Origin of the sequence: Streptomyces sp. NPDC079167 (assembly GCF_040686735.1) — a bacterium.
GTDB lineage: Bacteria > Actinomycetota > Actinomycetes > Streptomycetales > Streptomycetaceae > Streptomyces.
This window is the reverse complement of record NZ_JBFBLO010000013.1, coordinates 12,147-35,440: the sequence shown is the minus strand read 5'-3', so window position 1 is coordinate 35,440 and position 23,294 is coordinate 12,147. Positions and strand designations below refer to the sequence as shown.

At 66.5% G+C, this 23,294-nt stretch carries 20 protein-coding genes; 10 read left to right on the top strand and 10 right to left on the bottom strand.

Translation table 11 applies throughout. The annotated features are described in order from the left end of the window. Window positions 1-32: 32 nt before the first annotated feature. Both AB0P41_RS25805 and eccE read right to left on the bottom strand, forming a co-directional pair. Window positions 33-743: a hypothetical protein gene (locus tag AB0P41_RS25805; protein WP_356713722.1), complete on the bottom strand. Its 711-nt coding sequence runs from the start codon at window positions 741-743 to the stop codon at window positions 33-35. After that, the gene (gene eccE, locus AB0P41_RS25800; protein WP_365934422.1) at window positions 740-2,080 is read right to left on the bottom strand and encodes a type VII secretion protein EccE; all 1,341 of its coding nucleotides are present in this window, start codon (window positions 2,078-2,080) and stop codon (window positions 740-742) included. Before eccE ends, AB0P41_RS25805 begins: the two co-directional genes overlap by 4 nt. 183 nt (window positions 2,081-2,263) lie before the next feature. Here eccE and eccB point away from each other — a divergent pair, with 183 nt between their 5' ends. The 3 genes from eccB to AB0P41_RS25785 all read left to right on the top strand — a co-directional run bounded on the left by eccB (window position 2,264) and on the right by AB0P41_RS25785 (window position 5,658). After that, window positions 2,264-3,796 (top strand): type VII secretion protein EccB, encoded by a 1,533-nt coding sequence (gene eccB / locus AB0P41_RS25795; protein WP_356713724.1) that lies wholly within the window; start codon window positions 2,264-2,266, stop codon window positions 3,794-3,796. A gap of 11 nt (window positions 3,797-3,807) precedes the next feature. After that, on the top strand, window positions 3,808-5,058 hold the full coding sequence (gene mycP, locus AB0P41_RS25790) for a type VII secretion-associated serine protease mycosin (RefSeq protein WP_365934420.1): 1,251 nt from the start codon (window positions 3,808-3,810) through the stop codon (window positions 5,056-5,058). A gap of 147 nt (window positions 5,059-5,205) precedes the next feature. Next, window positions 5,206-5,658, top strand: coding sequence for a hypothetical protein (locus AB0P41_RS25785; protein ID WP_365934419.1), 453 nt, complete (start codon window positions 5,206-5,208; stop codon window positions 5,656-5,658). On the opposite strand, the gene AB0P41_RS25780 is transcribed toward AB0P41_RS25785, so the two are convergent. Further along, complete coding sequence (locus AB0P41_RS25780; RefSeq protein ID WP_365934418.1) at window positions 5,634-6,029, bottom strand: hypothetical protein; 396 nt, start codon at window positions 6,027-6,029, stop codon at window positions 5,634-5,636. The two genes, AB0P41_RS25785 and AB0P41_RS25780, sit on opposite strands and share 25 nt — an antisense overlap. Before the next feature lie 1,384 nt (window positions 6,030-7,413). Here AB0P41_RS25780 and AB0P41_RS25775 point away from each other — a divergent pair. The 6 genes from AB0P41_RS25775 to AB0P41_RS25750 all read left to right on the top strand — a co-directional run bounded on the left by AB0P41_RS25775 (window position 7,414) and on the right by AB0P41_RS25750 (window position 12,164). Then, a complete protein-coding gene (locus AB0P41_RS25775) occupies window positions 7,414-8,664 on the top strand; it encodes a S8 family serine peptidase (RefSeq protein WP_365934416.1) in 1,251 nt (416 codons plus the stop codon). A gap of 78 nt (window positions 8,665-8,742) precedes the next feature. Continuing rightward, entirely contained in the window at window positions 8,743-9,096 is a 354-nt protein-coding gene (locus tag AB0P41_RS25770; protein WP_356713729.1) for a WXG100 family type VII secretion target, read from the top strand. Between the two features lie 64 nt (window positions 9,097-9,160). Beyond that, entirely contained in the window at window positions 9,161-9,460 is a 300-nt protein-coding gene (locus AB0P41_RS25765) for a WXG100 family type VII secretion target (protein WP_356713730.1), read from the top strand. A gap of 133 nt (window positions 9,461-9,593) precedes the next feature. Further along, entirely contained in the window at window positions 9,594-10,847 is a 1,254-nt protein-coding gene (locus tag AB0P41_RS25760; RefSeq protein WP_365934414.1) for a S8 family serine peptidase, read from the top strand. A gap of 277 nt (window positions 10,848-11,124) precedes the next feature. Beyond that, window positions 11,125-11,976: a helix-turn-helix transcriptional regulator gene (locus AB0P41_RS25755; protein WP_365934524.1), complete on the top strand. Its 852-nt coding sequence runs from the start codon at window positions 11,125-11,127 to the stop codon at window positions 11,974-11,976. Then, window positions 11,973-12,164 (top strand): DUF397 domain-containing protein, encoded by a 192-nt coding sequence (locus tag AB0P41_RS25750; RefSeq protein WP_356713733.1) that lies wholly within the window; start codon window positions 11,973-11,975, stop codon window positions 12,162-12,164. The genes AB0P41_RS25755 and AB0P41_RS25750 overlap by 4 nt, the downstream gene beginning before the upstream one ends. A gap of 27 nt (window positions 12,165-12,191) precedes the next feature. On the opposite strand, the gene AB0P41_RS25745 is transcribed toward AB0P41_RS25750, so the two are convergent. Beyond that, on the bottom strand, window positions 12,192-12,725 hold the full coding sequence (locus AB0P41_RS25745; protein WP_365934412.1) for a hypothetical protein: 534 nt from the start codon (window positions 12,723-12,725) through the stop codon (window positions 12,192-12,194). A 426-nt stretch (window positions 12,726-13,151) separates the two neighbouring features. Here AB0P41_RS25745 and AB0P41_RS25740 point away from each other — a divergent pair, with 426 nt between their 5' ends. Next, window positions 13,152-13,652 (top strand): DinB family protein, encoded by a 501-nt coding sequence (locus tag AB0P41_RS25740; protein ID WP_365934410.1) that lies wholly within the window; start codon window positions 13,152-13,154, stop codon window positions 13,650-13,652. Window positions 13,653-13,745: 93 nt separating this feature from the next. On the opposite strand, the gene AB0P41_RS25735 is transcribed toward AB0P41_RS25740, so the two are convergent. The 6 genes from AB0P41_RS25735 to eccCa form a co-directional block, all read right to left on the bottom strand. After that, a complete protein-coding gene (locus tag AB0P41_RS25735) occupies window positions 13,746-14,816 on the bottom strand; it encodes a (+)-(1(10)E,4E,6S,7R)-germacradien-6-ol synthase (RefSeq protein ID WP_356713736.1) in 1,071 nt (356 codons plus the stop codon). Between the two features lie 352 nt (window positions 14,817-15,168). Further along, window positions 15,169-15,486 (bottom strand): hypothetical protein, encoded by a 318-nt coding sequence (locus AB0P41_RS25730; RefSeq protein ID WP_365934408.1) that lies wholly within the window; start codon window positions 15,484-15,486, stop codon window positions 15,169-15,171. Between the two features lie 118 nt (window positions 15,487-15,604). Then, window positions 15,605-16,222 (bottom strand): hypothetical protein, encoded by a 618-nt coding sequence (locus AB0P41_RS25725; RefSeq protein ID WP_365934407.1) that lies wholly within the window; start codon window positions 16,220-16,222, stop codon window positions 15,605-15,607. A gap of 3 nt (window positions 16,223-16,225) precedes the next feature. Continuing rightward, window positions 16,226-18,541 carry a DUF6571 family protein gene (locus AB0P41_RS25720; protein WP_365934405.1) on the bottom strand — a complete coding sequence of 772 codons (2,316 nt, stop codon included), beginning with the start codon at window positions 18,539-18,541 and terminating at the stop codon, window positions 16,226-16,228. Next, the gene (locus AB0P41_RS25715; protein ID WP_365934403.1) at window positions 18,541-19,011 is read right to left on the bottom strand and encodes a hypothetical protein; all 471 of its coding nucleotides are present in this window, start codon (window positions 19,009-19,011) and stop codon (window positions 18,541-18,543) included. The genes AB0P41_RS25720 and AB0P41_RS25715 overlap by 1 nt, the downstream gene beginning before the upstream one ends. 145 nt (window positions 19,012-19,156) lie before the next feature. After that, a complete protein-coding gene (gene eccCa, locus AB0P41_RS25710; RefSeq protein WP_356713741.1) occupies window positions 19,157-23,125 on the bottom strand; it encodes a type VII secretion protein EccCa in 3,969 nt (1,322 codons plus the stop codon). Window positions 23,126-23,294 lie beyond the last annotated feature (169 nt).

Here is a 23,294-nt window from a genome sequence, read left to right as displayed (position 1 = left end):
AGCGGCCGGTCCGGGGGCCGAACAGGACGGATTCAGTCCATCCTGCGAGCGGTGCCCAGCAATCCGGTCTCCACGTCCGTCGCGCTGGTCATCACCCAGTGGCGCTCACGGCCCGCCACCCAGAGGGTGACACCGTCCGCCAGGGTGGGCAGCGCCTCGCTCTCGGCCCGCGCGAGCCCCAGGATCCGGCCGATCTGCTGCGCCTCCTCCGGCGACACCCGCTGAACACCCACGAGGGTCGCCGCCCGCATCAACCGGGGGGCCACGGGGCTCAGATAGGGCAGCAACGTCAGCACCGACTGCCACGGCGAGGACACCACCCGGCCGCGGGGCGGACGCATACCGCAGTCGCGCACCACCACCACAGGACTGCCCACGGTCGCCCCGGTCGGCGGCACCCGCCCCACGTCATGGAGCGAGACGCACTCGAGACCGGCACCGGCGGCCTGCGCCAGCGTGGTCCACGCCTGGGTGCGACCCGTCTCGACCGCCACCCGCGCCCCCGTGGCGGCCGCGCGCAGCGTCAGGACCTGCGCGGTCCACAGGCCGCCGATCAACAGGACGTCGTACGGCGCCGGCCGGTGGAACCCGATCATCTGCGGGCGCCCCTCGGCGTCGTCCCCGATGATCACGCCGTCGTCCCCCACAGGCAACGACAGCGCGCCCAGATGGTCCGCGGCCAGGGTGTGGCCGGCATGGCGCGGCCCCAGCAGCCCCCGCCTCGGAGCGATGTGCTTCGTCACTGCGCGCCTCCCAGCGGGAGCGTGGCCAGGACACCCGGCAGCTGCTCGCGGTCCAGCCGTACGAGACCGACCTCCGCGTGCCGGGCGGCTTGCTCCAAAGTCCTCCGGACCCCGACCAGTTCGGTGTCGGAGCCGCCGGTGATCCGTACGTGGCCGCGCACGGACATGTGCCCCTGGTGCGCCCCGCGGCGCACCGTCAGGCTGAACGTCGTCGCGTACGCCGGCACCGAGGTCAGCAGCGCCACGAGCCTAGGCAGCGGAGTCGCTCCCCGGCCGAGCTCGGGCCAGCGGTCCACGGCGTAGGTGGTGTGCCAGCGGTCGTCGCAGCGCCAGACCCGCGTGGTCTCCGTCGTCCGCCGCTGCGGCGCGGCATCCGGACGCCCGGCGCGCGCCGACAGGATGGGATTTGCACACGCGGACGTGGCCACGGCGGAGTTCAGCTCGTCCTGGTCCAGCACCGAGGCCCGGAAGCCCGCGCCGGTGATCCGGCTCGCCACATGGTCCGCGACCCGCACCAGACAGCGCTGAGCCCCTCCGAGCCCGCCACCGCGCGCCTCCACGGCCTCCCGGCACAGCTCCGGGTCCAGCTTCACCGCCACCCAGGTCATCCGCAGCGCGGGCGCACCGGTCCGGTCCTGGAGGGGGCCGTACGACAGCCTGGCCACCGACCGCTCCGGCAGATGCGGCGCCGGAGCGGGCCGCACCTGCTGCACCAGCTGCGCGGACTCCAGCACGATGTCGTCCACCGCGAGCGCGTCGCCCAGGAGGGACAGCGGAAGCGCCCGGGCGCCCATGGCCTGACGGAGCGACTCACCGCTCGCCTCGACCCGCACGACGGCGGTCAGGAACGTCCCGTCCCCGATCATGCCCACCGTACGGCGGGCACCGTCCACATAGATGTAGGGAGCGAATCCCGGAACGTTCTCCGCCACCGGCGCCAGCTGCGGCTCCGACTCGGCGGGGGACGCCGTGGCGGACCGCCTGCGACGGCGGAGGGACGACACGGTCGACAGCCAGTCCTGCACGGCCCTGCCCCGGCGGCGTACCACCGCGAGGAGGATCAGCAGCGCGGCGATCACACCGGCGGGGATCATCCAGGCACCGCCGAGCGCGGCACCCACCACGGCGACCGCCAACGCGGCCTCGACGAGCACCAGCTGCCGCAGCGCGGGCCCGACGCGGCCGGTCCTGGAGATCGAATGCAGAGTGGTCGCGGCGGGGGTGTCCCCCGGCTGACGCGGAGCGGATCCGTCCGGTCCGTTGCTGCGTTGCCGCCGGGAAGGGGCGGGGGTTCGCCGGCTGGACCGCCTCGTGCGCTCGCCCGTCGCTGCAGCCATCGCCGCGTTGCCCCCTCGTGTCCGTATTCACCGTTTTTTTCACGGGCGTTGATCGGGCGATCACCCTACCTGAGCGGTGAATGCCAAGTGCCAACAGGCATAGTAGGGGTCCCGGTCGACGGCAGCGGCCCACGGCAGGTGTGGGAACCTGGTCGCCCACTGGGGAGAAGGGGCAGCGCGCACATGGCATCACGGCGGGACGAACTCAATGCCTACACCTTCGCGAAGCGGAGGTTGGTCGCACAGTTCCTGCAGCCCCACCCGTCCGGCTCGGAGGAGGGCGCGCCGCGCCCTCTTCGCGCGGTGGTGCCCGGAGCGATCGTCGGCGTGGTCGTCCTGGCGGTGTTCGGAGCCTGGGGGATGTTCAAACCCGTGGCGCCCCAGAAGTGGGACACCCCGTACGAGAACGTCATCATCGCCAGCAAATCCACCACCCGCTACGTGGTGTTGAAGACCGACGGCAAGACCCAGCTCCACCCCGTCCTGAACATGTCCAGCGCGAAGCTCCTCCTCGCACCGGACAAGGGCAAGGTCATCAACGTCGACGAATCGGTCCTCGACAACGGCAAGATCCCGCACGGGGCGACCCTCGGCATCCCGTACGCCCCGGACCGCCTGCCCGACCCGAAGGAAGCCGGTTCGGCCAAGCGCTGGGCGGTCTGCGAGCGGCCCGGCGAGGGCGGCAGGGCCATCCAGAAGGCGGCGTTCGTCTTCGCGGAGCGCGAGCAGGACAAGACCGAGGGCAAGGGCAAGCTGCGGGGTGGCGAGCTCATGTACGTCGAGGGCCCCGGGCCGGACAAGGCCCGCTACATCGTGGACGCCACGGGCACCGCGTACGCGGTGAAGAACGACGAACTCCTGCTGCGTACCCTGGTCGGCCCGGACCGTGACCCCCAGCGGGTGTCCGCCGACTGGCTGGACACCTTGCACAAGGGAGACGCCGTCGCCATCCCCACCATCGAGGGAAATCCCGGTACCGACGCGGGCGTTCCGGGGATCCTCCAGGCCGAGGACAACAAGGTGGGCATGATCCTCGCGGCGACCTCCGGCACCGGAACCCAGCAGTACGTGGTCCTGCCCGGCAGGGTGGCCCCGGTGTCCGACTTCGTCGCCAAACTCCTGCTCAGCAGCCGCGCCCTGGTCGGCCTCGGCCAGGACGGCCAGGCGAAGCAGGTCAGCGCCGGAGCGTTCGAGCCCGGTGAGGCGTTCGGGCAGGAGAAGAACTGGCCCACGAGCGAGCCGACGCCCGTCAACTCCGCGAGCACGGAGAGCGGAAGCCGCAACACCGTGTGCAACGTCCTGCGCAGTGTCTCGGACAAGAGCGGAGCCACCACACTCAGCACCTGGGCGGGCACGAGCTTCCCCGCCACGCTCCCCACCGGCTCCAGCAGTGCTTACGCCACCCCCGGATCCGGGCAGCTCTTCCGGCAGTTCAAGGGATCGAGCCCCGACTCCGGCCCTCTCTTCCTCGTGACCGACACCGGGCTGCGCTACGCCATGCAGTCCAACGGCGACAGCGTGCAGGGCGACTCCGGCATCGGTGAGTCAGGCACACAGGAGGAGAAGAAGCAGAGCCAGCAGGAGGCACAGCAGGCGCAGAACCACCTCGGGTACAAGGACGTCGACCCCGCGCCCGTCCCCGCCGCCTGGTCCACCTTCCTGCCGACCGGCCCCCGCCTGTCGACGGGCGCGGCCCGCCAGCCGCAGGGTTCGTGAGGAGCGGCCACGTGACCACGGACTCCTCATACCGTCGGCGGCTGCTGACGACCGCGGCCGCCACGGCAGTCCTCCTCGTCTCGCTGCCGGTGCTGCCCGCAGCCGCGGACGACTCCACCCAGTGCACCTTCGGCCCGGAATCGAAGATGTACACGGGCCGGCCCTGGGCACTCCAACGCGTGCTGATGGACGAACTGTGGGAGCAGTCCACCGGCAAGGGCGTACGCGTGGCGGTCATCGACACCGGTGTCGACATCAAGAACCCCCAGCTCACGAAGGCCGTGGATGCCGGGAGCGGCCGCAACTACCTGCCGAAGAACCTCAAGGACGAGAGCGGCAACAAGATCGAGCGGGGCAAGGAGAACGGCACCACCGACGTGGTCGGCCACGGCACCAAGGTCGCCGGCATCATCGCCGCGCGAGAGGCGAAGGGCACCGGCTTCACCGGCCTCGCTCCCGACGCGACGATCATCCCGATCCAGCAGAACGACGCCGAGGGCCACGGGACGGCGGAGACGCTGGCGGACGCCATCAACTACGCCGCCGGGCAGGGCCGGGCGGACGTCATCAACATCTCCCAGGACACGGCTGACGCGGTGAAGCCCACGCCCCTCCTGGAGCAGGCGGTGGACGCCGCCCTGGCCAAGGAGATCGTGGTCGTCGCCTCGGCCGGCAACGACGGACTGGGCGGCAACATCAAGAAGACCTACCCGGCCTCCTACGAGGGCGTCCTGTCCGTGGGCGCCTCGGACCGCAACAACGAACGAGCCGCCTTCTCCCAGTCCGGCGACGTCGGCGTCTCGGCACCCGGCGTGGACATCGTCTCGACGGTCCCCGGCGGGGGCCACTGCTCCGACAACGGCACCAGCTTCTCGGCCCCGTACGTCGCAGGGGTCGCGGCCCTCATCAAGGCCAAGCACAAGGACTGGACGCAGGAGCAAATCGTCGCCCAGATCGAGCAGACGGCGGAACGCTCGATCGCGGGCAAGGACCACCTGGTCGGCTGGGGCGTCGTCGACCCGGTTCGCGCGCTCACCGAGGATGACAAGCCCATCGAGAAACCGGTGGCACACGAAGGTGTGAGCAAGGGCGAGGCCCCGTCTCCGGCCGTCGTCCACCTGGGCGAAACCGCCGAGCAACGCAACTCCCGGCTCGCGACGTACGTCGTGGTGGGCGGAGGAGTCCTGGTCGCCGCCATTGCGGGCGCGGCAGTGGCCGTACGCGACCGGCAGCGACGGCAGGGGCGACCGGGCGGCGGGTGAGGCCGGGGAAGTCACGTGATGGACAAGACGGTTGGTCCTGTCAGTGCCATTGGCTAGAGTGATGTTATGGGGTCAGTTCTGTTCACGCGGGTGCGATAGCAACGCGAAACGGACTGAGCAAACGGGGAAACGGGGAAGGGCAGCAACGTGAGCAAAGGAAAGGGAGATCTCCGGCGCGGAGTAGGCGCCCTGGAGAAGTTCCAGAAGAGCGTCAACGCGTTGCTGGCGGACCTCGAGAGCTCACCGGCCGGCAAGTCGAAGGTCGCGGCACAGACGGTGTCGCGTAACGCCTTGAGCGGCGGGAACACACGCTTCGCAGAGGCGGACGGCCTCTACACCCAGTACAACCGCGTCCACGACGCACTCGTCACGCTCTCGAAGTCGCTGGGCGACCAGATCGAGTACCTGAGCCTCGGCGTGCACGCGGCGGCGGTGGGCTTCGACAACGTGGACGACGACACGCGGCGGCGGTTCTACGAGATCCAGGCGCACCTGGATGCGGAGAGCGAGAAGGCGCGGGCGGAGAAGGCCGACAAGCCTGAGCAGCCGCGCTCCGACAGCAAGACCGGCTCTGCCTACGACGACTTGGGTGATAGCTGATGAGTGACGAGAAGCAGCAGCCGGAACTGACGCCCGCTGAGCAGCAGCAGCAGGACACGGAGCGCGTCCAGGGTCAGCTGATCGTCACGGACGTGACGCGCCAGATGCAGGGCGTCATGGAGGCATTCGGCTTCGGGAGCCCCGGCGGCTCGGGTCGGACGTCCTTCGAGGGCGTTGACCTCAACGTGATGATCGACCTGATCGAGAACTCCAACCCGGAGCACCTCGAGGAGGCCGGGGAGGCGTTGCTGAAGGCACGGACCGCGATCAGCGACGCGGCGAAAGAGCTGGGCGACTTCATCGCGGAGGTCGACTGGGAGGGCGAGTCCGGAGTCGCCTTCCGGGACTGGGGCAAGGGCTTGGTGGCCCATGCCGAGAAGCTGGGCGAATTCGCCCAGGCGGCCGGCACACAGATCACGGTCGCGGGCACAGGTCTCGCCTCGGTCCGTAACTCCCTTCCTCCCCGCGACAACCGTTTCATCCGCAAGTCCCCCGAGGACATCGAGTCCCCGGCGCGGATCGAGTCGAACCCGGAGTACGCGGCGGCGCTGAAGGTCGAGAAGGACCGCCAGGAGGCCATTAACCAGGCCAACCGGCTGGCTTCGTATTACGCGGTGGCGGGGGAGTCGCTGGCTTCGCAGGAGCCGCCGCGGTTCGACAAGAGGCTTGATGTGGCGATGCCGAGGCCGCAGGGCCACTGGCGCGACGGAGAAGAATCGGGCTCCGCGCCGTCGGGTGGCTCCGGCCCGTCAAGCAGCGAAGGCCCTGGACGTGTCACGGAGCACACGGCGACTGGCAGCCAGAGTTCCTCAGGAAACGGCCGTGGTCATGAGACGCCTGTGGCGGTGGAGCCTGTTCTGGACAAGGGCACATCGACAGAAATCAACAGCGTCGCCACTCCGCCGTCCCCGGTGACCACTCCAAGCGCCCCTTCTCCAGCACCGAGTACGAGCCCTGCGGCACCTGGGGGAGGACCAACGCCTATCGCGAACGGCTTCGTGAACCCCGTGACAAGTAGCTCACGGGGTGTCCAGACAGCAACGGGCGCACCCAGAGCTGCTGGCCCGTCGAGAGCTGGTGGTCTCTCGGAGGGTGGTCCAGCGGCGAACGGCCGTACTGGAGCAGCGGTGGGACGCCCTGGGCCTTTGGGTGGGGGATCTACTTCCTCCGGAAGTGCCGGACGCGCTGGCGGCGGGCCGCAGACCCCCGCCGCTGGTCGGTCCGGTGTCACTGGCGGCCGGCCCACAGCAACAGGCCATGCGGGTACGTCCGGAGCCACCGGTGCGCGTGCAGGTCGAGGCGGCATCGTAGGTGGGACTCCCCAGCGTGCCGCTCCAGGTGCGGGCACGTCGGGGGGAGCCCGTGGCGGCGTGCCCCGCGGCACGGTCATCGGAGCCGGTGGAGCGGCACGGACAGGCGGTCCGGTCGCCGGCGCCGGCCCGCGAGGTGTCGTCGGAACCAGTGGGACGGGCGGGGCATCGCGCGCAGGGGGGCGGGGCACTCCCAGTACCAACGGAGTTGTGGGCACACCCCGTGGAGGCGCTCCGCGACCAGGTGCAGGTGCGAAGGGCTTCACCGCCGGGGGCGCGGGTCTTGTCCGTGGTCCGGGCCGGCAGGACTCGGGAGACGAAGACGAGACCGATGGCACGGCACGCCCGGACTACCTGACAGAAGACAGAGAAACGTGGGACGCCGGTCGGCGTGGATCCGCACCGCCGGTGATCGAGTAGGTAACGGGAAGGTGCGGAAGTCAGGATGACAGCGGTAATGAGCCAGACCCGGAAACGCCACAGCTCTTTCAGGCTGAAAGGGCGCCTGCTCGGCACGATGACTGTGGCTGCTGCGTGGAGCGTGGTTTTCGCCGGGGCTGCTCCCTCGGCGGTTGCCGAAGACGTGCAGTCGAAGCAGTGGTACCTCGAACTTATGCATGCCGAAGAGATGTGGAAGACGACTACCGGCGAAGGCGTCAAGGTTGCTGTCATTGATACGGGTGTTAACTCGTCGACGGCGTCTCTGAAGGGGCAGGTTCTCAAGGGGCTTGATGCCACGGGTGCGGCGGGTGACGAGACCGACGACTATGAGGGGCACGGCACCACCATGGCCGAGTTGATCGCTGGCACAGGGCGGGGTGGTGGGTTGAAAGGTCTGGCTCCAGGAGCAAAGATCATTCCGATGAGAATTGCGGGGGGCGATTGGGGGGAAAAGGAGTCTACAAATCCCCTCGATACCACAGACGCGATTCGGGCCGCTGCTGATAGTGATGCAAAAATCATCAGCATGTCGTTTGGCAACGACTTCAAGCTTGATGAGGAAATTGAAGCCGTAAAATATGCTCAAAGAAAAGGAAAGCTTTTCTTTGCCGCTGTTGGCAATGAGGGGAATGAAGCCAATAATCCGATTTATCCGGCAGCGTACCCAGAAGTTGTTGGTGTTGCAGCTACCGACCGGCAGGGCAAGGTATCCGAGACTTCCCAGCATGGTGATTTCGTAGATATCGCCGCACCTGGTGATGACCTCCCTTCTTGGTGCGACGAGAACTTTGAACGTTATTGCCAGGGAAACGGCGGAACCAGCGCCGCAACCGCCATCACGTCAGCCGCCGCCGCCCTGATCTGGTCCGCCCACCCGGAGTGGACGGCCAACCAAGTCCTCAACGTGCTCTTCGACACCGCTGGGCGAGGCGACATGGAAAAGGGCACGCTCAGCAACTACATCGGACACGGCATCATTCGCCCGGCCGTCAACATCCTCAAGGGCACGGGGACTCCTGGCGCTCCGGACATCAGTCCCCTCACCAACGAGAAGACGGCCGGCTCACCCGCCGCCTCCGCATCAGCTTCGTCACAGCCTGAGAAGAAGGAGAAGGCTGAGGACGCTGCTATGGCAGGCTCCAGTGCGGAGAAGAACGACGACAGCCAACTGGGCCTGATCCTCGGCGGAGTGGCAGTGGTGCTCGTGCTCGGTGGTGGCGCCTTCGCGCTCGTTCGCAAGCGCCGTAGCGCCTGACCGACCGTAGTTCCTCCTGTATGTACCCCCGGCAAGAATGCCGGACCGAACAAGAGCACCAGAAAGGAAGCCAGAACTATGGCAGATCAGAAGCTTTCAGATGAAGCCCTCCTCAAGCTCGAAGGCGAGCTCGGTAGGCGATTCGACTCCGTGAGGGGCCAGCTGAAGACGCTGAACGCGACGATCGACAGCCTGGAAGGCGCCTGGAAGGGCATCGGCGCCAACGCGTTCAACGCCAAGCAGGTTGACATCAACAACAGGATGAGCGGCATCGCCACCCGGTTGGTCAACTTCCAGGAAGCCATCAAGGCGGCTCGTACCATCTCGGGCAACACCGAAGACGAGATCAAGCAGGCCCTCCAGGGCGTGGACGTCGTCTCCGGTCACTCGGGCGGCTCGGAGGCCAGGACCTCCGCCATCAACTCTCTCTGACCCTTGCTGAACCCGTACCGAGTGCGGGTCATCACACCGAACTAGATTGAACTGGAGGGGCCGTATGTCAGCCAACGACGGCACGATGGTTGTCACTTACTCGAGCCTGGAGCAGGCAGCCGGGGACATCGACCGGCAGAGCAAGCAGCTCCAGGAAGACCTTGCGGCGATCAAGCGAATGATCGCCAGCGTCTCCGAACTCTGGGTCGGCGAGGCGAAGTCCGCGTACGACGCGTCGCAGGCCGGCTGGGACCGTGACGCCACGGGGATCCACACCGCCCTGTCCGAGATCTCTCGCAAGGTGCGCGACGCCGGTGTCGCCTACCACGCTGGCGACAAGCGGGCGAGGGCCAACTTCGAGTAGGACTCGACAAAAACAAACAGATCAGGGTGGGCACGCACGGGAGGTGCCCACCCTGACGTGTGTCGTGAGGCTGTCCAGACTGCTGGCTTCTGCCGGTGATCGAGTAGGTGCAGGGGAAGGTTCGGAAGTCGGGATGACAGCAGGAATGAGCCAGGCATGGAAGCAGGGCTACAGCGCTCTCCGACTGACAGGGTGCCTGCTCGGCACAATGGCTGTGGCCGCCGCCTGGAGTGTTGGATTCGCAGGAATTGCTTCTGCGGCGTTTGCCGTAGACGCACGGTCGAAGCAGTGGTACCTCGAACCCATGCATGCCGAAGAGATGCGGAAGGCAACCACAGGGGACGGTATCAAAGTTGCCGTCATCGACTCCGGTGTTAACCCTCGGACGCCCTCTTTGAAGGGGCAGGTACTCAAGGGGTTCGATGCCACGGGGACTAGCGGTGATGAACACGACGACTACAACGGCCATGGCACCACAATGGCTGAACTGATTGCTGGAACGGGTAGAGGTGGGGGTCTGGAAGGCCTTGCGCCAGGTGCGAAAATCATTCCCATTCGTATCACGGACACAAAATTGCAAAACGATAACTCTGTTAATCCTCACGACATTTCTGACGCGATCCGGGCTGCGGCAGACAGTGATGCGAATATTATTAGCATGTCCTTTGCCAGTGACTTCGCGCGTGGGGAGGAGCGGGAAGCCATCGAATATGCTGACAGCAAGGGGAAATTGTTCTTCGCGGGCGTGGGTAATAATGGAAAGCAGGGGAACAAGGAGCAGTACCCTGCCGCGTACCTGCAAGTCGTCGGTGTGGCGGCTACTGACAGTAGTGGCCGAGCTTCGTCCTACTCTCAGCATGGTGAATCCGTAGACATTGCGGCCCCCGGCGACGGCATTCCCACGTGGTGTGACTCGCAATTTCAGAACTACTGCGAAACTGAAGGTGGTACCAGTCAGGCCACAGCCATTACTTCAGCCGCCGCCGCCCTGGTCTGGTCCGCCCACCCGGAGTGGACAGCTAACCAAGTCCTCAACGTGCTCTTCGACACCGCTGGACGCGGTGACATGGAAAAGGGCAAGCTCAGCAACTACATCGGTCACGGCATCATTCGCCCGGCCGTCAACATCCTGAAGGGCAAGGGAACCCCGGGCGACCCGGACATCAGCCCTCTCACCAACGAGAAGACGTCCGGCCCACCCACCGCATCCGCATCAGCTTCGCCCCAGCCTGGGAAGAACGACAAGGCCGAGGACGCCGCCATGGCAGGCACCAGCACGCAGAAAAGCGACGAAAGCCAACTGGGCCTGATCCTCGGCGGAGTGGTAGTGGTGCTCGTGCTCGGTGGTGGCTCCTTCGCGCTCGTTCGCAAGCGCCGTAGCGCCTGACCGACCGTAGGTCCTCCTCTATGTAATGCACTCTTCAAGCTCTTGAAGCGTGTCGTGGGACAGCCCTGACCGTGAAGCACAGAACCGACCCACACCAGGTGGGTGATTCCCACGTGACCGCAGGTCCCCAGGGACCGCGCTCATACAGAATCCGTTGTACTGGTTGACCTCCTGGACTGGGCGGACGACTGCCCGTGACCGCAGGGAGCGTCAGCGTTGTACCGGGCAGCACGGTTGGGTCCAGTACTGAGCAGGCACGGAAGGGCGGGCGGTGGCCATGCGGGCGGACAATGGGGCCGGGGACGCGACCAACAACGAGCCGGAGCTGTCGGACAGCCTCAAGACATTCGGGGCGGTGCTGAAGGCGCTGCGGGACGAAGCCCATCTCACACAGGAGCAGTTCGCGCCGCTGGTGCAGTACTCGGCGGCGTACATCGCCAAGATCGAGCAGGGGAAGCGGTTCCCGCCGAGGGACCTGCTGGACCGCTCGGAGGGGGTGCTCGGGGCGCCGGCCGCGCGGGTTCTCGCTGCGGCGGCGCGGAGTTTGACGCGGAAGGTGGGTCTGGCGTCGTGGTTCCGGCAGTGGGCGGGGATCGAGGAGGATGCGATCACGCTGTACGCGTACGAGTGCCGGGCGATCCCCGGGCTGTTGCAGCCGGAGGGGTACATCCGGGCGATCTTCGAACGGCGGCTGCCGCCGGTCACCGAGGAGCAACTGGAGCGGGAGGTTGCTGCCAGGCTCGACCGGCAGCAAGTCATCCTCCAGAAGCCAAACACTGCGTTCAGTTTCATCATTGAACAGGCCGTCCTGGAAAGGAGCCTGGGCGGCGACGAAGTCACGCGGGCCAGCATCGACCATCTGTTGTCCGTTGGCCGGCTGCGTAACGTCGAGATCCAGGTCATGCCGCTACGGCAAGAGGATCACTGCGGAATCGACGGGCACATGTACCTCGCCGAGACCCCGGAGCACCAGTGGGCCGGATACACGGAGGGGCAGCGGTCGAGCAGCCTCCTCACTGCGCCGAAGGACGTAAGCGTTCTACTCCAGCGCTATGGCAAGCTGCGTTCGCAGGCCCATGACTGCAGGGCCACGATCAGCCTGCTGGAAGAGATGCGAGGAGCGCTATGAACACCGCCGAGCAGGATTGGTTCAAGAGCAGCTACAGCGGGAGCGAGGGCGACAACTGCGTCGAAGTGGCGGCACACCAGGCGACGGTCCTCATCCGGGACTCGAAGAACACGCAGAGGCGTCCACTGAGCGTATCCCCGGGCGCCTGGTCGGCGTTCACCGTGCTCGCAGCTGACTCAGCGGTTTGAACGAGGGCGATGGGGCAGCCCCCTGACCTACTCCTTGTCCGCGGCCTGCGTCACCGTCAGCCCGTGGCCGGCGAGATGCTTGATGAGGAGTTCAGCCAGTACGGCGGAATCGTCGTGCTGGTTCAGCAGGTGGCCGCCCTCACCGTCTCCGTCTTTCTCTCCGAAGGCGAAAGGGTAGCGGCCGGGCAGCACGACGGCGCGGGTGAAGAAGTCGCACAAGACATCTGCGAACTCTGCGTCCGGGCGCTCCGGCACCGGCTTGCCCAGTGCCGTCAGGCCGGACTCGACGATGGTGTTGAGGTAACGGCGGCGCGCGTTCCTGTCTCGCCGGGCCTCACCTTCGGCGCTCTCCTCGGCCGCCTCCACCACGCGAAACCGGCCGGGGTCACTGCCGGGACCGGCATCCGGCCGCCGGTCGGGCTCGTGGGCCTTCGCCAAGGCCTCCTCCATGGTGCCCGCATGCACCTGGGTCGTGCGGCGGATTCCCTCGTCGGCGCTTGCCAGCTCGACTCGGAAACGAGGCAGAGCGCCTTCCCGTTCCGCGCTCGACGGCTCACTCATCCCGTCCTCCGTAGCTTGTCGGGTGTCCATGAGGCTGCCCCCCGACGCGAAATATACGCGGCGTGTATAGCTGGCCGCAGCCCCCGGCCCGTAAGCCGGCCGGCCCAATGATCAAGTCCACGCCGCTCGGCAAGCCTTGGCGACATAACCGGGATGGATCGAAGGTGGCACGGTCGAGCGGGCGGCCGGCACCTCACCCAGCTGAACCGCTGATCCGAACGAATTGCGTGCGCGCTGATACCGGGGCGAAGGCCGACGAACGTGACTCCTCGAAGTCTTCGCCACTGAACCGACGCCGGTCACTGACCAGCCACCCGGGCGCCGACCGCCGTCATCTGGCACACCGATCACACCTGGCAACCGTCTTGCGATCGCTGACTGCGTAAGACCACTGACGGCCTGGTTTCGATCATCTACGGTTCCGCTATGACGACTACGGAGCCCCGCTCGGATCTTCGGCCCCCCGGCCTGAACGCCGACGAGAGGACCACCCTGCTGACCTTCCTGGACTACCTGCGCGAGTCGGTCCTTGCGAAGGCGGCCGGTGTCCCGGAGCCGGCCGTCCGCGCCGCCGGTGTCCCTTCCGGGACCAGCCTGCTCCGACTGCTCAAGCACCTGACGGCCGTCGAGCTCAACTGGTTCGTCTGGGCCTACGCCGGCGCCGACCGCGAGCAGTGGGAGGACGAGGCGGTGTCCGCTGACGAAACCGCCTCGGACTTGGCGCACGCCTATCGCGAAGCGGTCACCCGGGCCAACGAGGTCGTCCTCGCCTGCACCGACCTGGACCGCCCCGGCGCCCGCTCGCTGCGGGAAACCGCGCCGCCGTCGATGCGCTGGGTGCTGGTCCACATGATCGAGGAGACCGCCCGGCACGCCGGCCACGCAGACATCCTGCGCGAGCAGATCGACGGCTCGATCGGGCGGTGATGCAGAGGCGGTCAATCAGACGCGACCGCGCCCGCCAACCGATCATGCGAGCCCTGACCGCCTACGACCACCAACCCTGTTGGCATCGATCATCTAGTCCTTCACCAGGTTCCACCACCAAGCGATGCTGGCGATCGGCAAGGGCTGGTCAGCTTCCCGTTCCTGGAAGGGGGAAGCGGCGCTGCCTGCCGGCAGGTCTGCCGGGTTCTCAGGGTTGACGTAGCGATGGGTGGTCAGGGACCAGTCGTAGTCGGCGCGGATCCAGGAGTCGCAGTCCGTGACCCACCGACGGAGCTCGGGGCCCGCGTCACGCAGGATCTGGTCGCGGAGACGTAGGTACAGGGCCATGGCGCGGGTGTGCATCATGGCGGTCTCGCTCACCGCTTCGTCGAGGGTGCATTTCCGCTCGTACGCGATCAGGTCGACGATGTTTCCGTATCCGTCCTGGCTGCGCTGGCGCTCCTTGTGGTACGAGACCAGGTCGTTCGACCAGCCGATGATCGAGGCGAAGATCTCGACGAAACCGCGGATGTCGGGGCGCTCGTAGTCGGCCGCCGGCAGGTCGTAGCCGTGGATGATCTCGCTGAGGGTCGAGAAGATCTTGACCCCGGAGGAGTCGAGCCGGACCGCCAGGTGGTCGGAGAGCGTGGGGATCCGCCCGGTGGCACTGTTGGCGGCCATCCAGATCTGGCCCTGGAGGTAGGCGCGGAAACTTGCCGCCCAGCGGGCCGTCTGCACCGGGGTGGTCAAGCCGTCGAGCCGCAGGCGCAACTCACGTAACGCTGCGCTGTAGTTGTCGTCGGTGGGCGCCGTCCAGGGGACCTCGACGATGCGCTGAAGCTTGGTGATCATGAGCAGGGTGGCATCCGGCGAAGCCGCGACGGGCCCCTCGTCGCAGTACTCGTCGTCGAAGGCGAAGAGCCACATCAGGAAGTCGGAGGTCCACTGCAACGCAGCGACGCGTCCGGCAGGGGCGCCGCGGCTGGTTATCTCGCCCACGGAGATCCGGGTCAGCCGTTCGCGTTGCGCGCGGTCGGAGTAGAGGCCGAACCGATCGAGCCAGGCGGCCGAGCGTTCGTCGATCTCACGCCAACGTGGATGGATCCCCGAGGGGAGCGGAACCCACAGCTGGGGGATCTTCGGCGCTGGTGCTGGGGAGGTCATGTACCGCCCTTTCACATGTACTTTTCAATGCCTCTGAGACCCGGAAGTTAGCAAGGTGCACGGGGAACGGGTACAGCCTTTTCAAGCCTGGTTGGCTCGTGTACGGCTGTCGTTTTCGGCCTTGATTCAGGCATCTGGCAGCGTCTCCGGGGCCCGAGGGAGGTGCGAAAGTGGTTGATCAGGCATGGTTAGCAGTTGATCGGTCTCTGCGCGCAGTTGGCCCGAAAGTGACTCTTGCCAGTTCAAGATTCACCGATTCAGCGGTGGAGCACCCGGTTCCGCCCGCCCGGGAGCTCACGATGGCTTGGCGTGGGGACGACCTGGTGGAAGCGACGCTCCGCAGGAGACGCGGTCAGCACTCACCTTCGCGGCTCGTCACCGCGAAGTCGTAGTCCGGAACGGTGACCGTGCCTGGGCTGCCGGCCACGCCAGGGGGCTCGTAGTCCCCGTCGTTCGACCGGGTGCATACGACGCGAACGCAGAAGGCCGCGTCCGCGCCCGAGGCCTGGACCGTGTAGTCGGCGTCGGAGGGCTTGTTGGAGGCTGCGCCGCTGGCACCGACGCCATCCTGCGGGGCGCCGCCACCGTTCTCGACGATCTCCTCCTTGATCATCATCGCGAACTCCTCGCCGAAGCCGCTGTCGTCACCGAAGAATGAAGTGCCGTCCAACTCCGCTGTGGCCTGCTGACCGCACTGCACAGTTCGTCGTGACTCCACTCCGCATTGGCGGCCCATACCTGGAAGCCGAGACTGGGCAGCCAGTTGCGGAGTAATGCTGTTGATTCGCTCAAGCCTCGAAAGGGAGAGTGCAGTGGGCGTCCTCGTGGGCATACTTCGCGGCACTTGTGGCCAGGTCGATCAACTCTTGGTGATATCGGTCGTTTGTTCTACCCTCGGCCGTGACCCACAATACGACGACAGTGGTGAGGCTTTTCTTCTCTTCGGGAAAGCAAGGGGTAGCAAGAGCCGCTTTTCTTTGCGATACGACGCCCCACCTGTTCGAGCTGATGTCGAACCTGTCAAACTTTTTAGGGTCTTCGATATCGATCATTTTACTCGCCGGCCCCTCGGCCCAGTCATCGAACGTGCCACCTGAATTCGTATACTCGGTTCGCGTAACCAGAAATTCCGTATTTTCCGTCCAAGCGTGACAGCCCGAAAAATAGCTGATTTGACCACCCAGGTTTCCCTGTTCCCTGAAGGAGTACTCCGGTTTGCGTGGGGCCACTTCCTGGAGGGCAGGAGCCACTTTCTCTGAGGTGCCGAGGTTTTCGCATACGTCTTCTGCCTCGATGGTCCCGATGCCTTCGAACGGGGGGAGTTCAAGCAGATACGCGGACCCGGCGGCCAAGGCCGTCACTGCGACCAAAGCCGCTGTAATGTGCCGCACTCTATTCTTGTGCATGTGTCACTTCTTTTCCTCGAGTTCGCCAGGTTTTCCCTCGCCGTCAATGGAGGTGCGAATGTTGGCGGTTGCGTGAGTGAATCCCAACTCTGCTGCGGGCGCTACCGACGCTACGATGTCCGGGGAAGGATTCCCAGACTGCTCGCCAGCTTTTGTCGCGGCGCTCTCGATCAGCTTGAAGGCTGATTCCTTTGTTGCGTCCATCGCCTGGCCGTTGCTGTAGATGACGTCGCCAGACTTGTCTCTCATGGTTCCTTCTGTGAACCCACTGATAATTTCGTCCGCAGCGGTGCCGGCCACCCCTCCCACGATCACCCCGCCCGGACCTAGCATAGATGCTGTTCCGATGCCGATTCCGATACCAACGGTGCTGCCGACCCAGGTGCTCGTGGCCTCGATTGCTTTGTTGTACTCGGCATCTTTGGCTCCACCTTCCGCTTCTGCCTCGTATGAGCGACCAGCGCCAATAGTTCCCTGGATTTCTCCGGCGACCGTTGCGGTCAATCCGATTGTTTGCTTGAGGCTCTGCTGCTGTGGAACATTCGGGTCGGCGCCGAACGCGTCGGGGTTGCGGAAGTGGTGCTCCATGATGTGAGTCGTATAGCTGTGTTGTCCGACGTTTACTGCGGCGTAGCCCTCAGGGTTTCGCCCCAGCATGTAAAGGAAGCGCGTCGTGTCTGATTCCCCCACCGACACCGCGGAGCCTGCGATTGGGAAAAGATCCTCTTGTCCTTTTGTATTCGGATTGAGCGATCGAAAAATGTCAGGCATATACTCTGCAGCAATCTGCCCGATGCTGTCGGACATGTAACTGTGATTGCCCAACAGGTCAGGTTTCTCAGAAATAGTCTCGATCAGGCTTTTCGTCAGCGCCGCCTGCTCCGCATTGTGCGCCGGCGTCTCTTGAGTAGGCATCTCACCCGCCGGGTGCCCGGTTGTCGCTGCCTCAAGGGCCAAGGCCATGTTGTTCCGCCCGACGATACTGTCTTCACCCTTGTTCGTGGAGTCCTCCGGCCAGTCCCGCTCCCCGAAGAGGTAGTCGAAGTTGCTCAACTCCCGCATCTCTCTCTTCCCGTTTCCGTCAGCGTCTTCCATGAACTCGTGGTCCTCGTCCTTCGTCACGAAGGTGTCGCTGAAGAACTCCGTAGCAGCGTCAGGACTACTCGAAAGCGCCTTCATGAAGCCGGTCATCGGGTCGGTCCCGGAATCCGAGCCCGTGCGGTTGAGGACCGGGTCCATGGGGCCGCCGACACGCCAGGCCCCATGCCGGCCGTTGTCGGTGCGCTCCTTCTCGGTCTTGATCAGCTCATTTCCGTAGTCGTTGAGGAAATGGTTGTCGTAGTTTCCCCAGCGCATGAGGTTGCTCATCACCTGGAAGCCGAGGGTGCCTGAATTCTTCGTGACGGGCTGGCTGCCGAGATCCACCATCTCGCGTTTCCAGTTCGTCATCCCGGACGAGTCGCTGTGGCTGGCAGTGGCAAGGGTGAGACTCAAGTTTTTCTGCAGGTCGTCGAACTGGTCGCCGCGGGCCCTCAGTAGGTCGGTGGGCCTCGGAGTGTTCAGCTCCGCCCAGAAGTCCAACGTCCCCTGTGCCTTCAGCTGCTCCGCGAAGCGAGCGCTGAACAGTTCGTCGTCCGACATCTTCTTGAGCCCGGCGTTCAGCTTGTCGAACTCCTTGGCCGTGAGATCCTCCGGGTTCTTCTTCGCGATTGCCGCCAGTTCGTCGGCCTGCTTGATCGCGTTGGCCGCGGAGTCCCGGTCCTTGTACTCGGCACCGGTGAATCCGAGATCGGCTTGGTCCGCAAGAGCCCGGAGCGCGACAGAGCCCGTGTGGTCGCTCTCGGTCGCCTTGTCAAGGATCTTCTGGAGCTCACCGCGGAGGGCGTTGACATCATGTTGGAGCTCGCCGGAGACAGGAGCGGTGGGGCCCATGGCTGGGGCGACGTAGAGGGAACCGGCGGTGACCATGAAGCCCCCTCCGCTGGTCGTGGTGACCCTGAGGTTCTTCGCGGCCCCGCGTGCCAAGGCCTCGTTGAGCTCCCCCTGGTACGCCTTCAACTCGCTGCGCGTGTCCTTGAGGATGTTCCACAGGGATTTGGCCTGTTTGTGTGCGTCAGCGAACTCGCGCACCGTCTTGTCGACGAACCCTTTGGTGACATCGGCGTTGTCGCCTGACCAGTCCGCCTTGTCGGCCCTTGCCTTGAGACCGTCGCGGGCATCCTTTTCCAGGGTGGCGAGGTTGGTCACCATGGTCGACCAGTCGGCGACTGCTTCGTCCAGCTGCCCGAACGTGGCGAAGCGCAGGGTTTCCAGGTCCATCAGTTGTCCGCCTTGTTCTTCTCACCCTTGGGCGCGTTGTCGTCGTCGAAAGCCTCGCCGAGCAAGGTGATACTGCTGACCCTGCTCCTCACGTACTGGTCGTCTCCACCGTGCACGTACTTCGTGAAGTCCATGTGGTTCGCGATGTGCCCGCACGCATCCAGCAGGGACTTGAGCTGAACGTCCCACTTGCCGGCCACGTGCCGGAGAGCACCGCCGAGTTCGAAGCCCTGAGTGGTGAGATTTCCGGCCGCCGTCTCACTGGTGGGCACGGCGACGCGGGCCTCCTTCCACAGACGGGAATTCAGCTTCGATGCCTCGTCACGGACACCCGACAGGTCGGTCTGGTTGACCGCGAGGTCGCCCTTCTTGCCCCCAGTGCCCCCGGGCTCGGCCTTGTTGAGCCGCATCTGTGTGCCACCGTTGTCGGCTGCATCTGCCTTCAACTGCTCCCACTCGGCCCATGCCATGCGTGGAGCCCCCCTCAGCCAGTACTCGGAATGCCGGAATTTCCGAATCCATTCTGCTCGCCGCCCACCCGACACGCCGAAGCGGGCGGCAACAGTGGCGCGTATGCGCCCGCTGTCACCGCCCGCCCGGATACCGCCGTACGCCCTACCGCTCCCCGTCCATGAGACCGGACTGCACCAGCGGATTCCCGCGGCGCCGGGTGACGAACACCCCGCGCCCCGGGGGCATCGGGCGCGGTCGTACGTTGCCGAGGATGTCGCCCTCGATGGGGTCGCCCGAGAGCATCAGACCCTGCGCGCCCAGTTCCAGGATGCGCTGGAGGAAGGGCTCGTACAGGGCGCGCCCCGCCCCTGCCGTGCTGCGGGCGATGATGAACCGCACGCCGACGTCGCGGGAGAACGGCAGCATCTCCGTGAGCTTCGCCAGCGGGTTGCCGCTGGACGTCGAGACCAGGTCGTAGTCGTCGACGACCACGTACACGTCGGGGCCGCTCCACCAGCTGCGGTCACGCAGCTCCTGCGCCGTGACCTCGGGCGAGGGCGTACGGCGCTTCATCAGGTCGTACAGCGCGTCCGCGTGGTGCTCCATGTTGTTGGACATGGGCACGTACTCCGCCAGGTGCGTGGCGGGAGTGACGTCCAGGAGCGCTCGCCGGTTGTCGATGACGAAGAACTTGGCGGCGTTCCCCTCGTACCTCTCGGTCAGCTGCTTGATGAGCAGCCGCAGCAGGTTGGACTTGCCGGACTCGCTCTCGCCGAACACCAGGAAGAACGGGTCCCGCTCGAAGTCGAGGAAGACCGGCTCCAGGTTGTTCTCGTCGATGCCGAACGCGATGCCCCGCTCCGGCCGCGCGTAGCCCGCGGGCAGTTCGCGGACCGGGAGTTCGCGGGGCAGCAGCCGTACCGCCGGGGCGGGCGCCGCCGTCCAGTGCCGGGCGACCTCCTGGTTCATGGCGGCCGTGGCCTCGGAGAGGTCGCTGTCGGAGTTGATGCCGTCGATCCGCGGCACCGCGGCCATGAAGTGCAGCTTCTCCGGGGTGAGACCGCGACCGGGGACGCCGGCGGGCACGTTGACCGCGGCCTTGCGGTCCAGCTCGGAGTCCATGACGTCACCGAGCCGCAGTTCGAGCCGGTTCATCAGGTGGTCCTTGAGGTTGGCCCGGACCTCCATGGAGCGCGACGCCGTGACGACCAGGTGGATGCCGTAGCCGAGTCCGCGCTGCGCGATGTCGATGGCCGCGGACTCCAGGCCCTCGTAGTCCGTACGGAAGTTGCCCCAGCCGTCGATCAGCAGGAAAACGTCACCCCACGGCTGGTCCGTCACCGAGATGTCGCCACGCGCCCGCATCCTGCGGAAGGTGGCGATGGAGTCGATGCCGGCGCTGCGGAAGTACTCCTCGCGGCGCGCCATGATCCCGTAGACCTCGGCGACCGTACGGCGCACCCGCTCGGGGTCGAGACGGGAGGCGACCCCGCCGACATGGGGGAGACCCGAGACCGAGGACAGCCCACCGCCACCGAAGTCGAGTCCGTAGAACTGGACCTCCTGGGGTGTGTGGGTGAGGGCGAAGCCCGCGATGAGCGTGCGCAGCAGCGTGGACTTGCCCGACTGCGGGCCGCCGGTGATCTGCATGTGGCCCGCAGCGCCGGAGAAGTCCCGGTAGAGCGTGTCGCGGCGCTGCTCGTACGGCTTGTCGACCACACCCAGCGGTACGACGAGACGTCCCGAGCCCTCGAACCCGGGCTGGGTCAGCCCGCGGCCCTCCACCGCCGAGAGCCCCGGCAGGAGCTCGTCCAGCGACGGCGGATTGTCCAGCGGAGGCAGCCACACCTGGTGCGCGGACGCCCCCCGGCCCTCCAGCCGTCGCACGATCACGTCGAGCACCGTGTCGGCCAGGGCGTCGTCCTCGGACGTGCGGGCATCGGGCACGCCTGCCTGCGCCGTCGGCTGTACGTAACGCACCGGCACCGGAGCAGCGGTGAACACCACCGGCCTGCGGTCCACCGGCAGAGGACCGGAGGCCGCGGCCGGCTGGGCACCCGAGCGGTACACCCCGGAGACGTACGCCGCCTTGAAGCGGACCATCTCGTCCGTGCCGTACTTCAGATAGCCCGACCCCGGGACGTTGGGCAGGTGGTAGGCGTCGGGCACGCCCAGCGCGGCCCGGGACTCACCCGCGGAGAACGTACGCAGACCGATCCGGTACGACAGATAGGTCTCCAGGCCGCGCAGCCGCCCCTCCTCGAGGCGCTGCGAGGCCAGCAGCAGATGGACGCCCAGGGAACGGCCGATACGCCCGATCTGCACGAACATCTCGATGAAGTCCGGCTTGGCCGTGAGCAGCTCGCTGAACTCGTCGATGACCAGGACGAGGGACGGGATGGGCTGCAGCGGCGCACCCGCGGCCCGTGCCTTCTCGTAGTCGTGGATGTTGGCGTAGTTGCCCGCGTCGCGCAGCATCTCCTGGCGACGGTTGAGCTCACCGCTGATGGAGTCGCCCATGCGGTCCACCAGCGTCAGGTCGTCCGCGAGGTTGGTGATCACCGCTGCGACGTGCGGCATCTGAGCCATGCCGGCGAAGGTGGCACCGCCCTTGAAGTCCGCGAGGACGAAGTTCAGCGTCTCCGAGGTGTGGGTGACGGCGAGGCCCAGCACGAGCGTGCGGAGCAGCTCGGACTTCCCGGAACCGGTGGCGCCGACACAGAGGCCGTGCGGGCCCATGCCCTCCTGCGCCGCCTCCTTGAGGTCCAGCATCACGGGGCCGCCGTCCTCGCCCACGCCGATCGGCACCCGGAGCCGCTCCGCCTGCGAGCGGGCCCGCCAGGTCCGGCTGACGTCGACCGAGGCGGCGTCGCCGAGGTTCAGCAGATCGGTGAACTCCAGATTGGCGAGCAGCGGTTCGTCGTCGTCCCCGCCCGACGCCACGTGGAGGGGGGCCAGCTGCCGCGCCAGCGCCTCCGCGGCCTCGTGGCTCAGCAGGTCGGGGAGGCCGTCGTACACCAGGCCGTGCCCCGACTCCAGCTGCAGCGAATGAGGGTCGACCACGATGGAGAGGCCGCCGCGTGCTCCGGTGACCTGGCCCGTGACGATCTCGACGACCGTCACGCCCTGGAGGCCCTCCGCCGACGCGAGCGCCGACGTCGCCGGTACGGACTCCCCGTCGAGCACGACGACGACGTGCGGCTGGTCGAGGATCGGCTGGCCACCCGGCTGGAAGCGAGGCCGGCCGTCGAGACGGCCCGCGAGCATCTCCTCCAGCTCCGCCACGCTCGTGGTGATCAGACGCCGGCTGCCGGCGCCGTCGGTGGAACCCCGCACCTGGACGTGCGGGAGCCACTTCGTCCATTCCCAGCGCGGAGCGGCTTCGCGGCCGGTCGCGACGGCGATGACCAGGTCCTCGGGGGAGTGCAGCGAGGCGAGCGCCCCGACCATCGCACGGGCCGTGGCACGGGCGGACTCCGCCTCACCGCTGATCGTGAGGTGGTAGAAGGCGCGGAGCGAGACCGCCATGGGCAGCCCGTCCAGCGTGCTGTGGGTCGTCAGGAACTGCTGCATCGCCCCTGCGGTCAGCGGCTCCAGCTCATCGACCGGCGCGGTGTCCGGTGCGACGAGCGGCGTGGCGAGTTCCTGGCTGCCGAGACCGATGCGTACGTGTGCGAAGTCCGCGTCCCCGACACGGCGCTCCCACACCCGGCTGCCCTCGGCGACGAGCGCCCACAGCTGCTCGGGGGAGGGGTGGAGGTAGAACTGTGCGTCGCGCTGCTTCCGGGCGGTCCGCAGCACGGCGCGCCTGGTCTGCGTCAGGTACTTCAGATAGTCGCGCCGCATGTCCGCGAGCTGACCCTGGGTGCCGCGCCGGAAGCGGATGATCATCGCAATGGCCATCGCGACCGTCGACGCAATCATGATCATGCCCATGATCCGCATGATCGGGTTCGGCGTCATGAAGAAGAAGACGACCGAGCCACCCATGCCGAGCATCGGCAGCAGCTGCATCATCACCCCCTCCTGCTGCCCACGGGGCAACTCGGGCGGAGGTTGCAACTGCACCTGCTCGCCCGGAACTTCGGAGGGGAGGGCCCGCGGTGGGCGCTTGACGACAATCTGGCTCACAGCTCACCAATTCCCTTGCCGGACGGAACTGTTCCTATCGGCGCCCCCGTGGCGACGGGTTCCGTCCGCGGGAGGATCCTACTGGCGTACCCGGCGACCCGAGGGCGGTAGGGTGTCGCGACGCGTGTACGCATCCGCTAACTACCGCAAAAAAATGGGTCATTCGGGA

What these genes read in the sequence shown, in the direction of transcription:
- eccE (WP_365934422.1), bottom strand. Translation starts at nt 2,080, where the DNA reads ATGGCTGCAGCGACGGGCGAGCGCACGAGGCGGTCCAGCCGGCGAACC.
- eccB (WP_356713724.1), top strand. Translation starts at nt 2,264, where the DNA reads ATGGCATCACGGCGGGACGAACTCAATGCCTACACCTTCGCGAAGCGG.
- AB0P41_RS25780 (WP_365934418.1), bottom strand. Translation starts at nt 6,029, where the DNA reads ATGGGCCACCAAGCCCTTGCCCCAGTCCCGGAAGGCGACTCCGGACTC.
- AB0P41_RS25775 (WP_365934416.1), top strand. Translation starts at nt 7,414, where the DNA reads ATGACAGCGGTAATGAGCCAGACCCGGAAACGCCACAGCTCTTTCAGG.
- AB0P41_RS25770 (WP_356713729.1), top strand. Translation starts at nt 8,743, where the DNA reads ATGGCAGATCAGAAGCTTTCAGATGAAGCCCTCCTCAAGCTCGAAGGC.
- AB0P41_RS25765 (WP_356713730.1), top strand. Translation starts at nt 9,161, where the DNA reads ATGTCAGCCAACGACGGCACGATGGTTGTCACTTACTCGAGCCTGGAG.
- AB0P41_RS25760 (WP_365934414.1), top strand. Translation starts at nt 9,594, where the DNA reads ATGACAGCAGGAATGAGCCAGGCATGGAAGCAGGGCTACAGCGCTCTC.
- AB0P41_RS25755 (WP_365934524.1), top strand. Translation starts at nt 11,125, where the DNA reads ATGCGGGCGGACAATGGGGCCGGGGACGCGACCAACAACGAGCCGGAG.
- AB0P41_RS25750 (WP_356713733.1), top strand. Translation starts at nt 11,973, where the DNA reads ATGAACACCGCCGAGCAGGATTGGTTCAAGAGCAGCTACAGCGGGAGC.
- AB0P41_RS25745 (WP_365934412.1), bottom strand. Translation starts at nt 12,725, where the DNA reads ATGAGTGAGCCGTCGAGCGCGGAACGGGAAGGCGCTCTGCCTCGTTTC.
- AB0P41_RS25740 (WP_365934410.1), top strand. Translation starts at nt 13,152, where the DNA reads ATGACGACTACGGAGCCCCGCTCGGATCTTCGGCCCCCCGGCCTGAAC.
- AB0P41_RS25735 (WP_356713736.1), bottom strand. Translation starts at nt 14,816, where the DNA reads ATGACCTCCCCAGCACCAGCGCCGAAGATCCCCCAGCTGTGGGTTCCG.
- AB0P41_RS25725 (WP_365934407.1), bottom strand. Translation starts at nt 16,222, where the DNA reads ATGCACAAGAATAGAGTGCGGCACATTACAGCGGCTTTGGTCGCAGTG.
- AB0P41_RS25720 (WP_365934405.1), bottom strand. Translation starts at nt 18,541, where the DNA reads ATGGACCTGGAAACCCTGCGCTTCGCCACGTTCGGGCAGCTGGACGAA.
- AB0P41_RS25715 (WP_365934403.1), bottom strand. Translation starts at nt 19,011, where the DNA reads ATGGCATGGGCCGAGTGGGAGCAGTTGAAGGCAGATGCAGCCGACAAC.